Annotated in this window: 11 protein-coding genes; 8 read left to right on the forward strand and 3 right to left on the reverse strand. The window is 56.6% G+C overall.

All coding sequences use genetic code 11. The features are described 5' to 3' along the window. The first annotated feature begins 78 nt into the window (after positions 1-78). From purL to D0C27_RS10320, 3 genes are all read left to right on the forward strand, one after another. On the forward strand, positions 79-4,140 hold the full coding sequence (purL, locus tag D0C27_RS10310) for a phosphoribosylformylglycinamidine synthase (protein WP_137430916.1): 4,062 nt from the start codon (positions 79-81) through the stop codon (positions 4,138-4,140). Between the two features lie 43 nt (positions 4,141-4,183). Then, positions 4,184-5,644 (forward strand): IMP dehydrogenase, encoded by a 1,461-nt coding sequence (gene guaB, locus D0C27_RS10315; RefSeq protein ID WP_137430917.1) that lies wholly within the window; start codon positions 4,184-4,186, stop codon positions 5,642-5,644. Between the two features lie 385 nt (positions 5,645-6,029). After that, positions 6,030-6,227, forward strand: coding sequence for a hypothetical protein (locus D0C27_RS10320; RefSeq protein WP_137430918.1), 198 nt, complete (start codon positions 6,030-6,032; stop codon positions 6,225-6,227). Between the two features lie 248 nt (positions 6,228-6,475). Here D0C27_RS10320 and D0C27_RS10325 read toward each other — a convergent pair whose 3' ends face one another. Further along, a complete protein-coding gene (locus D0C27_RS10325; RefSeq protein WP_115635159.1) occupies positions 6,476-7,381 on the reverse strand; it encodes a DMT family transporter in 906 nt (301 codons plus the stop codon). Between the two features lie 85 nt (positions 7,382-7,466). Between D0C27_RS10325 and D0C27_RS10330 the strand changes: the two genes are divergently transcribed. Further along, on the forward strand, positions 7,467-8,273 hold the full coding sequence (locus D0C27_RS10330) for an AraC family transcriptional regulator (RefSeq protein ID WP_137430919.1): 807 nt from the start codon (positions 7,467-7,469) through the stop codon (positions 8,271-8,273). Here the strand turns inward: D0C27_RS10330 and D0C27_RS10335 are convergent. Continuing rightward, entirely contained in the window at positions 8,270-9,160 is an 891-nt protein-coding gene (locus tag D0C27_RS10335; protein WP_137430920.1) for an alpha/beta fold hydrolase, read from the reverse strand. The two genes, D0C27_RS10330 and D0C27_RS10335, sit on opposite strands and share 4 nt — an antisense overlap. Before the next feature lie 161 nt (positions 9,161-9,321). Here D0C27_RS10335 and guaA point away from each other — a divergent pair, with 161 nt between their 5' ends. After that, positions 9,322-10,908, forward strand: a complete 1,587-nt coding sequence (guaA, locus tag D0C27_RS10340; RefSeq protein WP_137430921.1) for a glutamine-hydrolyzing GMP synthase — start codon at positions 9,322-9,324, stop codon at positions 10,906-10,908. On the opposite strand, the gene D0C27_RS19675 is transcribed toward guaA, so the two are convergent. Then, a complete protein-coding gene (locus D0C27_RS19675) occupies positions 10,871-11,212 on the reverse strand; it encodes an IS3 family transposase (RefSeq protein ID WP_137430922.1) in 342 nt (113 codons plus the stop codon). The two genes, guaA and D0C27_RS19675, sit on opposite strands and share 38 nt — an antisense overlap. Before the next feature lie 199 nt (positions 11,213-11,411). Between D0C27_RS19675 and D0C27_RS10350 the strand changes: the two genes are divergently transcribed. The 3 genes from D0C27_RS10350 (at position 11,412) to D0C27_RS10360 (ending at position 15,699) form a co-directional block, all read left to right on the forward strand. Continuing rightward, complete coding sequence (locus D0C27_RS10350) at positions 11,412-11,909, forward strand: RNA polymerase sigma factor (protein ID WP_060185943.1); 498 nt, start codon at positions 11,412-11,414, stop codon at positions 11,907-11,909. A gap of 74 nt (positions 11,910-11,983) precedes the next feature. Beyond that, positions 11,984-13,144 (forward strand): FecR family protein, encoded by a 1,161-nt coding sequence (locus tag D0C27_RS10355; RefSeq protein WP_137430923.1) that lies wholly within the window; start codon positions 11,984-11,986, stop codon positions 13,142-13,144. Between the two features lie 131 nt (positions 13,145-13,275). Beyond that, on the forward strand, positions 13,276-15,699 hold the full coding sequence (locus D0C27_RS10360) for a TonB-dependent siderophore receptor (RefSeq protein ID WP_052695851.1): 2,424 nt from the start codon (positions 13,276-13,278) through the stop codon (positions 15,697-15,699). Positions 15,700-15,709: the final 10 nt, after the last annotated feature.

Raw genomic sequence — 15,709 nt, forward strand, 5'->3', positions numbered from 1 at the left:
CGATGTGACCTCTTGTGTCGCTTCCGGTTAAAATGGCGTGTTTTCTATTTCTCCCACCTTTTTTGCCCCTCCCGTATCGTGAGCCAAATCCTGTACTTTCCCGGTTCGTCCGTGCTCTCCGCATTTCGTCGTGAGCGTTTGCTAGAGCGTGTCGAGCAGCGTCAACTGCCTGTTGCCGACATTCTTGCCTTGCACGAATACTATGTCTGGACTGAAGAGTCCGGCCTGGATGCCAGTGCGCGTCAGCACCTCAGCGACTTGCTGGACGATGGTCTGCCTGCGCTGGACCCTCAGCCGCCTAAAGGCGCCTTGGTTCTGCGTGTCATTCCTCGTTTGGGTACCGTGTCGCCCTGGGCCAGTAAAGCGACTGACATCGCTCATAACTGTGGCTTGCAAGCGGTACGTCGTATCGAGCGTGGCGTGCGTTACATCATCACCCCCAAGCGTGGCTTGCTGGGTGCCAAGGAACTGGATCAGGCTCAGCTGGAGCAACTGGCTGCCTTGCTGCACGACCGCATGACCGAAACTGTTGTTGGTTTGGAGTTTGACGGTCAGGCGCTGTTCACCCAACTGGAAGGCAAGCCCATCCAGACCGTGGATGTTCTGGGCGGTGGCGTGGCGACCTTGAAGCAGGCCAACGAGGAAATGGGTCTGGCGCTGTCCGAGGACGAAATTGAATACCTGATGGATGCCTTCACGCGTCTGGGTCGTAACCCGCACGATGTGGAATTGATGATGTTCGCGCAAGCCAATAGCGAACACTGTCGTCACAAGATTTTTAACGCACAGTGGGTAATTGACGGTCAAAACCAGGGCAAGACCTTGTTTGGCATGATTCGCGAAACCCACGCGGCTCAACCTGAAAACACTGTGGTGGCTTATGCGGATAACGCCGCCATCATGACGGGCGGCCCCGCTACTCTGTTCCATGCCGGTATTGATGATCAGGCCAACGAGCCTGTGTATCAGCGCCACGAAGCACTGGTTCACACCTTGATGAAGGTGGAAACTCATAACCACCCAACTGCAATTGCTCCTTTCCCCGGTGCATCTACCGGTGCCGGTGGCGAGATTCGCGACGAAGGTGCAACAGGCCGTGGTTCCAAGCCCAAAGCAGGTTTGACCGGTTTTACCGTGTCCAATCTGTGCTTCCCTGAGCAAATGGAGCCTTGGGAAAAAGACTCCCACGGTATTCCTGACCGTATCGCCAGCCCCCTGGACATCATGATTGAAGGCCCGATTGGTGGTGCTGCCTTCAATAACGAATTTGGTCGTCCTAATCTGCTGGGTTACTTCCGTACCTTTGAACAAACGGCTGGCGATCAGCGCTGGGGCTACCACAAGCCCATCATGATTGCCGGTGGTCTGGGTTCGATTGACGATCGCCTGACTCACAAAGATCCTCTGCCAGTGGGCGCCTTGCTGATTCAGCTGGGCGGTCCCGGCATGCGTATTGGTATGGGTGGTGGTGCTGCGTCCAGTATGGGCGTGGGGGCCAACCGCGCCGAACTGGACTTTGACTCCGTGCAGCGTGGTAACCCGGAGATGGAACGCCGTGCCCAGGAAGTGATCGATCGCTGCTGGCAACAGGGCGAGAATAACCCCATTATTGCCATCCACGACGTGGGGGCGGGTGGTCTGTCCAACGCATTCCCTGAGTTGGTGAACGATGCCGAGCGTGGCGCTATTTTTGAACTGACTCGCGTTCCTCTGGAAGAGTCGGGTCTGTCACCTGCTGAAATCTGGTCCAACGAATCCCAGGAGCGTTACGTCCTGGCCATTCTGCCCAAGGATCTGCCGCGTTTTGAGCGCATTGCTCAGCGCGAGCGCTGCCCCTTTGCCGTCGTGGGTGTGGCGACTGAAGAGCGCCAATTGCGCGTGACTTTCGGCGAAGGCCTGCCTGGCGTGGACGAAGTGCACACCCCCAAGAGCATCGAGGAACGTCCTGTTGACGTGCCTATGGATGTGATTCTGGGTAAAGCCCCACGCATGGAACGCGACGTCAAGCGTCTGGACGGCGTGGCCGAACCGCTGGACCTGACCGTTATTCCTTTGACCGAAGCCATGCATCGGGTGCTGCGTCACCCCACCGTGGCCAACAAGACTTTCCTGATCAGCATTGGTGACCGTAGCGTGGGTGGCCTGTGCAGTCGCGATCAGATGGTTGGCCCATGGCAAGTGCCTGTGGCCGACTGCGCCGTGACCCTGGCTGACTTTGAAGGCGTACGTGGCGAAGCCATGTCCATGGGCGAGCGTAGCCCTAGCGCCATGATCGACGCTGCTGCCTCCGGCCGTATGGCTGTGGCTGAAGCCCTGACCAACCTGGTCGCCAGCGATGTGCGTGACCTGAAAGACGTCAAATTGTCCGCCAACTGGATGGCCGCTTGCGGCGTGGATGGCCAGGACGCTGCCTTGTTCGACACGGTTCAGGCTGTCAGCCAGTGGTGCCAGAGCCTGGGCCTGTCCATTCCTGTGGGCAAGGACTCCCTGTCCATGCGTACCAGCTGGGAGCAGGACGGTGAGTCCCGTCAGGTGATTTCGCCAGTTTCCCTGGTGGTGACCGCTTTTGCTCAAGTGGCGGATGTGCGCCGCACGCTGACCCCCCAACTGCAAACCAATGTGGGCGATACCGCTTTGGTCTTGATCGATCTGGGACAGGGCAAACAGCGTATGGGCGCTTCCGTATTGGCTCACGCTTTCAATCAGGTTGGCCAGTCCGTACCTGACATGCAGGACGCCGAAGCCATGCTGGCGTTTGTGAAGGTGATTCGCCAATTGGCCGACCAGGATCTGATCCTGGCCTACCACGACCGTTCCGACGGTGGTCTGGCCGCGACCGTGGCCGAGATGGCCTTTGCCGGTCACACCGGCGTGTCCGTGAATCTGGACATGCTGACGATCGACCCTCATGCTGCCGATTGGGGCGATTACAAGATTCGTGCCGAACAGGTTTCCGTGCAGCGTGATGAAATCACCTTGCGCGCCTTGTTCAACGAAGAGGCTGGTGCTGTTATCCAGGTGCCATTGGCCCAGCGTGATCAGGTCATGCAAATTCTGCGTGAGGCAGGTTTGTCGGCTCACTCCCACGTGATTGGTAGCCTGAACAAGACTGATCAGGTCGAGTTCTACCGCGATGGCGCTTGCATTTACCAGGCCCCTCGTGTGGAACTGGCGCAACAGTGGAGCGAAGTTAGCCGCCGCATCATGGAGCGCCGCGATAACCCCGCTTGCGCACAGGCCGAATTCGATCGCTGGGAAGACGTGCAAGACCCAGGCATCTCGCCGCGTGTCATGTTCAACCCGCAGGAAGATATTGCTGCTCCCTTCATCGCTACCGGCAAGCGCCCACGCGTTGCCATCTTGCGCGAACAGGGTTGCAACAGCCAGGTCGAAATGGCCTGGGCCTTTGACACGGCCGGTTTCGAAGCCGTTGACGTACACATGACCGATTTGCTGTCGGGTCGCGCATCGCTGGAAGGCATGCAGGGCATGGTGGCTGTGGGTGGTTTCAGCTACGGCGACGTTCTGGGCGCTGGTGAAGGCTGGGCCAAGACCATTCGTTTCAACAACCAGTTGTCGGATCAGTTTGCTGCTTTCTTCGGTCGCAGCGATACCTTCGGTCTGGGTATTTGTAATGGTTGCCAGATGATGGCCGCTTTGGCTCCCATGATTCCAGGTGCAGAATTCTGGCCACGCTTTACCCGTAACCAGTCGGAAAAATACGAAGCTCGTTTCTCCAGTGTGGAAATTGCCTCTTCGCCATCCTTGTTCTTCAAGGGTATGGAAGGGACCCGTCTGCCAGTAGCCGTGGCTCACGGTGAAGGCTTTGCCAACTTCCAACGTCAAGGCGATGCGTCCAAGGTCGCCGCTGCGGTTCACTTTGTGGATCATCGCGGTCAGCGCACCGAACAGTACCCGCTGAACCCCAACGGCAGCCCTTACGGTTTGACCGGCGTAACCACGGCAGATGGCCGCTTCACCATCATGATGCCTCACCCGGAACGCGTGACGCGTAACGTCATGATGTCCTGGACTCCAGAGCAGTGGGGCGCCGCCGATCAGGGTGCTGATCAGATGACAAATGGTGGATTTACTCCCTGGATGCGGATGTTTCGCAACGCTCGGGTCTGGATTGCGTAATTGCTTACGCGTATAATCGATTTTTGGACGGAGTTATAAAAGCATGCGTCTCATCAAGAAAGCACTGACCTTCGACGATGTGTTGTTGGTTCCCGCTTACTCCGAGGTTCTGCCTCGCGATACATCCTTGCTCACCCGCTTTACGCGGGACATCACCCTGAATATCCCGCTGGTTTCGGCTGCCATGGACACGGTAACCGAAGCGCGTCTGGCTATTGCCATGGCACAGGAAGGCGGTATCGGGATCATCCACAAGAACCTGACGGCGGATGCTCAAGCACGTGAAGTTGCACGAGTGAAGCGTCACGAGTTCGGTATCGTGATTGATCCGGTTACCGTGACGCCCACCATGAAGGTGCGCGATGCCATCAACCTGCAGCGTCAACACGGTATTTCCGGTTTGCCTGTGGTTGAGGCCGGCAAGCTGGTGGGTATTGTTACCAACCGCGATCTGCGCTTTGAAGACCGCCTGGATCTGCCTTTGCGTGATGTCATGACGCCTCAAGAGCGTCTGATCACCATGCATGAAGGCGCCACGCTGGACGAAGCTCAGGCCCTGATGCACCGCCACCGTCTGGAGCGCGTGCTGATCGTTAACGATCAGTTCCAGCTGCGTGGTCTGGCAACGGTTAAGGATATTGTCAAAAACACCGAGCACCCTCTGGCTAGCAAAGACAGCCACGGTCAATTGCGCGTTGGCGCTGCGGTCGGTGTGGGTGATGGTACTGAAGAACGTGTCGAGAAACTGGCCGCAGCCGGTGTGGACGTGGTGGTGGTGGACACTGCTCACGGTCACTCCCGTGGCGTGATCGAGCGCGTTCGCTGGGTCAAGAAAAATTTCCCTCGCATTCAGGTTATTGGTGGCAACATTGCTACCGCTGATGCAGCTCGCGCTCTGGTCGAGGTCGGTGCAGATTGTGTCAAGGTCGGTATTGGCCCTGGCTCTATTTGTACGACTCGTATCGTAGCCGGTGTGGGTGTACCTCAAATTACAGCGATCGCTGACGTTGCCAAGGCATTGGAAGGTACAGGCGTACCTCTGATCGCTGATGGCGGTATCCGCTTCTCCGGCGATGTGTCCAAGGCTTTGGCTGCTGGCGCTTCCGCTTGCATGATGGGCGGTATGTTTGCCGGTACTGAAGAGTCTCCAGGTGAAGTTGTGCTGTTCCAGGGCCGTTCGTACAAGTCCTACCGCGGTATGGGTAGCTTGGGCGCCATGGTCGATGGTTCGGCTGATCGCTACTTCCAGGATCCTTCGAACAACGCGGACAAGCTGGTTCCAGAAGGTATTGAAGGCCGCGTGCCTTACAAGGGCAGTGTGATTGCCATTATTTACCAATTGGTTGGCGGCATCCGTGCTTCCATGGGCTACTGCGGTTGCAAATCCATCGAGGAATTGCATGCCAAGGCTGAGTTCGTGGAGATTACGGCTGCGGGTGTACGTGAGTCTCACGTACATGATGTGCAGATCACCAAGGAAGCGCCGAACTACCGCGCTGACTGATCTTAGCCAGTCTCTTGCATGCCAGAAACCGCCAGCCTTTGGGTTGGCGGTTTTTTTGTGTATCGCCTTTGTGTTGTGGGGTAGGGGGTAGTCTCAGGATAGACGCCTCTTGCGGCCTGAGTGGGGGCGTGGGGCGGATCGCTTGCCGATGCTGCGCACCGGTGCCCTTGGCGGTGTCGAGATACGGGCGCACTCTGAACTCACCCGGTGATTGGTCCCCCGGACCAATCACAAGCGTCGGGTTCAAACAGCAGAGTGCTTGCATCCCGTATCCCGACACCGCCCGCGGCAAGCAGTCTGACTCGCCCCACGCCCCCACTCAGGCCGCAAGAGGCTCAGATCGAGAAATATATAGCCCTGCCTGTATCTTGCACTTAGGATTTTTGTGGGTGTGTTGGCTGTTTGGTCAGGGCTCTACACAATCACTGCCGTCACCGTCACCGTCACCGTCACCGTCACCGTCACCGTCACCGTCATCGTCACCGTCATCGTCACCGCCACCATCAAGATCACAGCAACAGCAATAGCAGTAACTACTGCTATCTCAGCCTTTGCTATTTCCACCTTGGCTGGTGCTGTGTAGCCCTTATTTCATTCAGGGAGCGACTCTTTATGAGGTGGGAGGGATGGGAATGCAGAGAACTCTAAATAATAAAAAGCGCCCCGTTTATGACGGGACGCCTTGCTTTGGATGCTGCGGGGTGCGCTTACCCTAAGAGTGCTATTCAGCTATTCAGTTCATTAGTTCGTCACTCGTTAGCTCACAAATTAGTGGCGGATAGCTGGAAAATCATTTCATATCAGGAGTTGAATATAAAACTCCCATATTTCTTATTTAGCAGGGGCTGCTTTGGTTTTGAACAGCCATTGTTGAGGCGGCCATTGAGCCAAAATCACCCCTGCCAGAGTCAGCAATCCACCGCTCACATGGTGTGCGCCCAGTTGTTCGCCCAGCAATGGGATGGCCAGCATGGCGGTCATGAAGGGCAGGATGTTCAGGAACAGGCTGCATCGGGCCGGGCCCAAGCGTGTGATGCCTTGGATCCAGCAGTAGGGCAGCAGGACGGAGGCCAGGATGCCTGCGTACAGGATCAGGGGGACTGTTTGCTCATTCAATTGAGTTTGTTCAGCCGGTAGCCAGAAGAAGACCGGCAGCAGGGTGATCAAGGCTCCCCAGGCTTGAAGATAGGTCGATTGCCAGGCTGGCACAGTGATATGCCATTTCTTCAAAAAAACACTGTAAAAGGCGTAGCTCAATGCCGCTGTCAGCATCAGCAAGTCGCCAGAGCGGACTCCTTGGCTTAGCAGTTGCATGGGATGGCCGCCGCTAATCAACCAGACTGTTCCAAACAAGGCCAGCAGGGCGCCGGGCAGCATGCCGCGAGGGCCAGATCCTGGCAGCAGCAGACGTGTGGTCAACAGGGTCAGTAGGGGTGTCAGTGCGGTAATCACGGCCATATTGGTGGCACTGGTGCTGGCTGCTGCCCAATAAGACAGGCATTGATAAAACGCCATACTCAGAAATCCCAGAAACAGCAGTTTGGGTAGTTGAGGACGGATCGAGTGCCAGTGTCGCCAGACAGGGCGAGCGGCAAACAGGCTCATAATGGCCAGCGCCAGCACGACTCGATAAAAACTCATGGCAGGTGCGGCGATCAGGCCGTGCGCCATTTTGGAAACAATGACATTGCCGGACCACAACAGCATGGTCACCAGCGGATAAGCATAGTTGCGCATTGGAAGCATCCATCAATAAGGAAGACGTATGCTCGCTGTAGACCGACTTGCCTGTCTTTCGCTAAACTGACTTGAATTAGCGCAAATGGGACAGCTTGTGCTTGATCCTCTTATTCATATTCCGGTTGAGCTGGCCAAGATGCCTATTAGTGGTTTGGCAGCAGACTATCCGGACGGCCATCTTATTCACGAACATCAGCATGTACGTGCGCAGTTCTTGTACGCCGTGCAAGGGGTGATGGTGATTGATGCCCAGGAAGGGCGCTGGGTGGTTCCTCCTAGCCGTGGCGTTTGGCTGCAACCGGGTCGTCCTCATACGGTTCGCATGCGCGGGCAGGTCAAAATGCGCACGATCTTTGTGGATGAGGATGCTGCTCCGGGCTTGCCGGCGCGTAACTGCGTGCTGGATGTCAGCCCTTTGCTACGGGAGCTGATTCTGGAGGCCAGCCGAATTCCTTTGGTGTATGCGCAAGACAGTCGCGATGGCCGCTTGATGCGTTTATTGCTGGATGAACTGCGCGAGTTGCCTGTATTGCCGTTTCATCTGCCCTGGCCCGAAGAGCCGCGCTTGCTATTGGTGTGTCGACATCTGGAGGCTAGCCCCGATGATGATAGAGATGCAGATGCCTGGGCCAGGCAACTGGCCATGAGCGTCAAAACTTTCCACCGCCTGTTTCGTCGCCATACCGGCATCAGCTTTGGGCAATGGCGTCAATTCGCTCGCTTGTTGGGGTCTTTGGAGGGCTTGGCAGCCGGTGAGCCTGTTGTGCAAGTGGCTTTGCAGCACGGTTACGCCAGCCAAAGCGCATATGCCGCCGTTTTCCGGCGGCATTTTGGGGTCACTCCCAGAGAGTTTTATCGCTCTAAAGACAGCGCGGACGAGGCAGATTAGTCCGCCAACTCCAGCAACAGTCGGGCCAGTATATCGGGGTGTGTCATCAACGCGCAGTGCCCACTTTCCAACTCTCGGAATTCCCAGTCTTTCTGCTGACGGGCCCATTCGCGCGAGGTATCCACCCCTCTGAACGTAGGCTGTGTGCAGGAGATATAGGAGCAAGGGCGGCCATTGCCGATGACGGGGTTCTGTAAGCGCAGGGAAGAGCGGTAGACGCTAAGCGGCTGTGGCGTCAGGCGGTTACCGACAAAGTGTAGATCTTCTGTGGCATGCAGGCCCAGTGCACTCAGTGGAGGAGGGGGGACGGCAGGAATGGCGCTTTTCCCAGCAGAGGCCACCATGCTGTCGACAATCTTTTCTGGCAGGGTGTCGAAGGTGCTGGTGCCGCTGGGCAGGATAAAGGCGTCCAGGTAAATCAGTTGTTGAATGCAGCGCGGCATGACGTCGGCGACGCCGCTAATGACCAGTCCTCCAAAGCTGTGGCCCACCAGAACCACGTTGGAGAGTTCCTCCCAACGTATCAAATTAGCGACATCATCTACAAAGGTGTTCAGGGTGATGTCCGCACTAAGCAAGTGGCTGCGTTCGCCCAGGCCTGTCAGTGTGGGGGTATAGACTTTATGCCCCTTGGCCCGTAGCCGGGCAGCCAGTCTGGACCAGCACCAGCCACCGTGCCAAGCACCGTGAACCAGCACAAAGGTCAGGCTGTCGGAGACTTCGTCCGTATCTTCCTGACATTCATAGGCAAAGCTGTGCGAGCGGGCACCGGAGGGGCCGGGAGCAGGGATATAGCTACCGCCGCCTTGTTGTTGTGTGGCCTGTGCAGGTCGGGATTCCTGGTGTTCATTAAGTTCGCTCGGACGAGGGGTACGACTCGAAGACATGCTGAAACTCCCAAAATGGCTGCATGTACTGTAGCTGCCTTGCCGCATGAATGCCAGTGATGCAGGACAATTTCGGCCTGGAGTATTTCTGCGACTCCCTAAGCGGCGCTACACAGCGTAAAATAGATCCTTTACCGCTTTATTATTGGCTCGATACTTTCATGCACCAGCGAATTCTGATTCTTGATTACGGCTCCCAGGTCACCCAGCTTATTGCGCGTCGCGTACGCGAAGCCGGTGCGTACTGTGAAATTCACCCCGGTGATGTCAGCGATGAATTCATCCGTTCCCAAGAAGGCCTGAAAGGGATCATTCTGTCGGGCAGCCACGCCTCGGTCTACGCCGAAGACGCTCTGCAAGTTCCTACCGCCGCGTTTGAAGCCGGCGTACCCGTTCTGGGCATTTGCTACGGCATGCAAGCCATGGCCCGCCAACTGGGCGGCGTTACCGAAGGTTCGGACAAGCGTGAATTCGGTTACGCCGAAGTCCGCGCCCATGGCCACACCAAGCTGCTCGATGGTATCCAGGATTTCGCTACGGCAGAAGGCCACGGCATGCTCAAAGTCTGGATGAGCCACGGCGACAAAGTTACCGCCTTGCCTCCCGGCTTCAAGCTGATGGCTTCCACGCCTACATGCCCCATCGCCGGTATGGCTGATGAAGATCGCGGCTTCTACGCGGTTCAGTTCCACCCCGAAGTCACCCACACCGTTCAAGGCGGCGCCTTGTTCGAGCGCTTTGTGCGCGACATCTGCGGCTGCGTGGGCGATTGGAACATGCCGGACTACGTGCAAGAGGCTATCGCCAATATCCGCGAACAAGTCGGCGACGAAGAAGTTATTCTGGCTCTGTCCGGCGGTGTGGATTCCTCCGTCGCTGCCGCTCTGATCCACCAGGCTATCGGCGACAAGCTGACCTGCGTATTCGTGGACCACGGCCTGCTGCGTCTGAATGAAGCCCAGCAAGTCATGAGCACCTTCGCCGACAATATGGGTTTGAAGATCATCCATATCGACGCTTCCGACCGCTTCCTGGGCAAACTGGCCGGTGTTACCGATCCAGAAGCCAAGCGCAAGATCATTGGCCGTGAATTCGTGGAAATCTTCCAGGAAGAAGCCGCCAAACTCAGCAACGCCCGCTGGTTGGCCCAAGGCACAATCTACCCGGACGTAATCGAATCCGCCGCCGCCAAGTCCGGCAAAGCCACTGGCATCAAATCCCACCACAACGTGGGCGGCCTGCCAGACACACTGAACCTGAAGCTGCTGGAACCCCTGCGTGAATTGTTCAAGGACGAAGTGCGCAAACTGGGCGTAGCCCTGGGCTTGCCACCAGCAATGGTCTACCGTCACCCCTTCCCAGGCCCAGGCTTGGGTGTCCGTATTCTGGGTGAAATCAAGCGCGAATACGCAGATTTGCTGCGTCAAGCTGATGCTATCTTTATCGAAGAACTGCGCAATACGATTGACGAAGAAACCGGCAAGAACTGGTACGACCTGACTTCCCAGGCCTTCACCGTCTTCCTGCCAGTGAAAAGCGTAGGCGTGATGGGCGATGCCCGTACTTATGAGTACGTTGTTGCCATGCGTGCCGTGCAGACAACAGACTTCATGACGGCTGACTGGGCTGAACTGCCATACTCGTTGTTGAAGCGTACCTCTGGCCGCATCATCAATGAAGTGCGTGGCATTAACCGTGTGACGTACGACGTCAGCAGCAAGCCGCCAGCGACGATTGAGTGGGAGTGATTCCGCGTCTGGCACGGCCAGGCAACTGATGGCATAAAAAGCCGCTAAGCCCGCGTAACTGCGGGCTTTTTTGCGCAATTCTGTCTGGCATTCCTAGGCCGCTAAGATGCAAATAGCTACCGAGCCGCGACCTCATAAGCCTTGCGTAAAGTGTGATGCAGTGATGATTGTAATAGTGGATGTATTGACGGATGCTGTTTCCTAGCTGCTCGATGCTCAGGAAGCAATGCAAATAGAACAGTTCGGATTTGAGCTTGTCGCCACGGTGTGGGGCAACGGTGACTTGTGAGAGATGGGCCGTCAATGCGGAGTGTCAATCCGATGCGCGAGAGCGTTGTAAGCAGAAAGTGCTCGATATTCTATATCTACATGAGAACTATTAACATCTGTGGCGTACAATAAGTAACCCTTCGTTCGTCCGCTTCTTCTGGTGCGATAGAGCCAGCCGCAGCACATGCATGGTACGACGGGTCCCGTCGTATGGATGTGACTTTGACTGAGCCGTGTTAGCCCGCTATTACAGAGATTTGCTGAACTTTTGCATGCGCAAGGTGCGTGACCGTGACATCGCGGCTGACCTGGCGCAAGAAAGTTATGCGCGCGTGCTGGCCATGCAGCAGACCGGTGAGGCCATTCGCGAGCCCGGCGCATTGCTGCGTCAGGTGGCGTTAAATACCAGAATCGACTGGGAACGCCGTGCCAGCATCCGCCAGCACGACGACATTCATGCCTTGCTGGAAGCAGATCAGCCGCGCGGCCCGCAAGCGCTGCAGCCCGAGCAGGCCTATGCTGCGTCTCAAACCGTGCAAGCCTACCTCGACACTATCGAAGCCTTGCCGCCCCGGTGCCGCGAAGCCTTTTTCCTGTATCTGTTCGAAGATATCACCAATCAGGAGATTGCTGACCGTATGGGCGTGTCGGTCAGCATGGTGGATCGTTACATCAAGCGCGGTAAACTCGCTTGCATGGCTTGCCGGGAGGAGCTCGATAGTGACAATTGAGTACATGCTTTCCGTGGCCAACATTTCCTGTGGGGGTGTGGTTTTGCCCCTGATAGTGCGTCTATACCAATAATATGAGCCGTTTTTCTCCATCCTCGCATGCATCTTCAGTCCCATTTGATGAGGCTGTGGAGGCGCGCGAGTATGAAGAGTTCTTTCGTCAGCAAGATCTTGTGCATGTTGCCGCCGTGGATTGGCATACCCGCTGGGAGAGGGGCTTGAGCGCTGCCGAGCAGGCAGAATTCCAGCTATGGCTGAATACGGATCCGGCACATGCCGCTGCCTATGCCCATCTTGATGACGGCATGATGGTGCTGCATAGCGCATCAGCACAGCAGACGCAGCACATGGCTCAGGGGCGTCCATCTTGTTTCAATCATGCCTCGGGCCAGTTCGAGCATGTTGATAGGAATACGGCCCGGCGCCAAAAATCCGTTAACGTCTTGGGCAGGTGGTCATCACTCTTTGGCCTGTCATCACGCCGAAACTGGTTCGCGTTCTGTTTCGTGGCTTTTTTGGCCGTTGGTATCGGTTGGCACCAATGGGGGCAGGGTCGGTTCTTCTCGACGCAGTACGCGGTCAAGCGCGGACAAAGCCAGACGATTGCCTTGCCCGACGGCAGCGTGCTAGTGCTCGATGCAGAAACGCAGGCGAAGGTCATCTTTTACCGTGATCGGCGTGAGGTGCGTATTAAAGAGGGGCAAGTCATGTTTTCCGTCGCGCCTGACCGTGACAGCCCCTTTCAGGTACTGGTGGGCCGTGCGCGAGTCACCGTTGTGGGGACACGTTTCTCCGTGCGCTATCACCAGACGGGCATGGATGCCGACACTGTCAACGTCGCGGTGGAAGAAGGGCATGTGCGAGTGGCTGACGTGGGTGGTTGGTTTGGCAGACGGGCCGGTGCCGAGGTCAACTTGGTAGCAGGGCAAGGTCTGAGCATGGCGGCAGATGGCCACATGGGCAAGGTCTCGGCAGTTGCACCAGGTAGCATTGCACTGTGGCGCAAAGGGCTGGTGCACTTCGAGAATACATCACTGGGCGATGCTTTGGTGGAGTTGGAGCGCTACGGCTCGACGGGGCTGGTAGTGCGTGATCCGGCTGTCGCCGCCATGCCCATCGGCGGCAGTTTTCAGGTGACCCGCCCCGATGAGTTTGCCCGGATGGTGAGACAGATCCTGCCCGTCAGGCTGGTACCCCGCGAAGCCGGAAAGTTTGAAATCACCTTGCAGCGCTAGGCTTGTTGACCCTACATCTGCTGGGCAAAAAAAAAGATCGTGACACAGGTGTAGTTTCGGGTGGGCTGGTGCGTCTTTAAGGGTAGTGAGTCGTATTTTTATTCATTGCTCGATTTGTAAAGGACGTTTCTATGCCGTTGGCGCACCCTCATTTCCGTCTGGCCCCGCTTGCGTTGGCCATCACGTTTGCACTGGCTACGCCGGGCATCACCTATGCACAGGCTACCGTAAGCAGCACACAAGCGGTTACGCTTTCCATTGCTGCGCAACCCTTATCGTCTGCGCTCAACGAACTGTCGGCAGCTACTGGTACAGCAATTGGTTTTTCTCCAGCACTCGTGTCGGGTAAAACTGCGCGCGCGGTCAGAGGCGAGCTGACGGCGCAGCAGGCGGTGGATCAGATGCTTTCTGGCAGCGGGCTGCTTGCCACGCAGGAAGGTGGCGGCATTGTCATAAAAGCCGCTACGCGCGCCGATGACGTGCCAATCCTGGACGCTGTGACGGTCAGTGCCAGTCAGCTTGGCCTTACCACCGAAGGCACCGGCTCGTATACGACTGGTAGCATGAACACGGCCACTCCCTTGTCCTTGTCCATCCGCGAAACCCCACAGTCGGTCAGTGTGGTGACGCGCGAGCGTATGACGGATGCGGGCATGACCTCAGTGGAGGATGCCTTGGCCTTTACGACAGGGATGACGGTGAAGGCCACGGGCGGTGAACGCAATACGTATAGTGCTCGAGGTTTTGATGTCTCCAATATCCAGGTGGATGGTCTGACGGTTGATCACGATTCGGATACCCTGGGGTCAGCCAGTTTGGCTATGTACGACCGTATCGAGGTTGTGCGGGGGGCGGCGGGCCTGCTGGAAGGCGCAGGAAATCCGTCGGCATCCATCAATCTGGTACGTAAACGGCCGACGTCGACCTGGCAGACCTCCTTGACGGCGGCACTGGGGCGTTGGGATGATTATTCGGGTAGCGTGGATACAGGCGGTCCCCTGAACGCCAGTGGCACCTTGCGCGGCCGCGTAGTGGCCTCTTTGCAGGATGCCGATACGTTCACTCAAGGGTATGGCCACAAGCGCGAGCTGTTCTATGGCATCGTAGAGGCGGATTTGACCGACCGCACTTTGCTGACCTTGGGGGGGTATTACAACAAGGAAGACAACCCTGGCGCTGACTGGAACGGTTTGCCCACGCGTGCTGACGGTAGCTTTTATGACTTTGATCGTTCGGTGCGCGCCAGCCCGACCTGGTCATACTGGAACAAGACAAATGTGAATTTCTTCGGTGAGCTCAAGCACACGTTTGAGAATGATTGGGATGTGTCTTTGAAGGGACAGTACCTAGATGGCAAGCTGGATATGTTAGGTACTTCATTGCTGGGGCGTAGTGCGGAGGATACGTTTCTTTATAACGTCGGGCAGTATCGCTACCACCATAAGAATACCTCGTTGGACTTGCGTGCGACAGGGCCTTTCACTTTGTTCGGAAGATCTCATCAGTTGGCGGTGGGCGCCAACTATCGCCATCGCGTCGATAGCGACGGCCCCGGCGGTTGGCCGAGCGCCTATGAGTATGGCTTTGACCCGATGCACTGGCAGGAGACCGTAGCCCCACCTATGCCCGAAATGAACTGGATGTGGTCGAGTGACGGAGATGTGAAAGAGTATGGTGCGTATTTCACGGGCAAGTTCAATTTGCTGGATGGGCTTAATCTATTCGCTGGCGGGCGTTTCAGTTGGTATGAACTGGATCAGACTCTCAAAAGCGGTACCTACCTTGGCAAGACAGCCTATGAGGCTAAAGGGGAGTTTACCCCTTATGCTGCCTTGACCTATGATCTGTTTGAGCAGCACACGGTATATGGCTCGGTCACCGGTATCTTCAGGCCACAGAATTACAGTTCGACTTCAGGCGCTTTGCTTGACCCCGTTGAGGGTACCAATTATGAGCTGGGCATCAAGGGCGAATACCTAGGCGGCAGGCTTAATGCCAGTCTGGCCGTTTTTCAGATTAACCAAAGTAATTTGCCGGAAAGCCTGCCTTTGTTGCTGTGTCGCTCGGGGCAATCATGCTACGCGGCAGCGGGTGAAATTCGTAGCCGTGGGGTGGAACTGGAAGTCTCCGGTAATCTGACAGACGCCTGGAGCGTGTTTGCCGGATATGCGTATCAGCAGGCCGAATACCGTAAGGATTCGGTCAATGGTAAAGCGGGTGATGCTTATGCCACGACGACGCCTCGCAACTTGCTGACCTTATCCACGGTGTACCAACTGCCTGGGGCGCTGGCCAATTGGCGGGTTGGTGCATCGGCGCGCTTTCAGAGTGCGGTGCACAGCTCTATTGCTGGGGAGGGGCCAGCGGTCAGACAAGGCGCTTATGGTATTGTCAACACCATGATCGGATACAGCCCGAACTCTCATCTTGACTTGCGCTTGAACGTCAATAACCTGTTCGATAAATACTATTACCGCACTGTCAGTTACCCTCGTAATGGCAATCTGCTGGGTGAGCCGCGTAGCTTCATGCTAACGGCGCAATACAAGTTCTAGTTCGTAGGGT

Source organism: Alcaligenes faecalis, assembly GCF_005311025.1.
Classification (GTDB): Bacteria; Pseudomonadota; Gammaproteobacteria; order Burkholderiales; family Burkholderiaceae_B; genus Alcaligenes; species Alcaligenes phenolicus.

What these genes read in the sequence shown, in the direction of transcription:
- guaB (WP_137430917.1), top strand. Translation starts at nt 4,184, where the DNA reads ATGCGTCTCATCAAGAAAGCACTGACCTTCGACGATGTGTTGTTGGTT.
- D0C27_RS10325 (WP_115635159.1), bottom strand. Translation starts at nt 7,381, where the DNA reads ATGCGCAACTATGCTTATCCGCTGGTGACCATGCTGTTGTGGTCCGGC.
- D0C27_RS10330 (WP_137430919.1), top strand. Translation starts at nt 7,467, where the DNA reads ATGGGACAGCTTGTGCTTGATCCTCTTATTCATATTCCGGTTGAGCTG.
- D0C27_RS10335 (WP_137430920.1), bottom strand. Translation starts at nt 9,160, where the DNA reads ATGTCTTCGAGTCGTACCCCTCGTCCGAGCGAACTTAATGAACACCAG.
- guaA (WP_137430921.1), top strand. Translation starts at nt 9,322, where the DNA reads ATGCACCAGCGAATTCTGATTCTTGATTACGGCTCCCAGGTCACCCAG.
- D0C27_RS10355 (WP_137430923.1), top strand. Translation starts at nt 11,984, where the DNA reads ATGAGCCGTTTTTCTCCATCCTCGCATGCATCTTCAGTCCCATTTGAT.
- D0C27_RS10360 (WP_052695851.1), top strand. Translation starts at nt 13,276, where the DNA reads ATGCCGTTGGCGCACCCTCATTTCCGTCTGGCCCCGCTTGCGTTGGCC.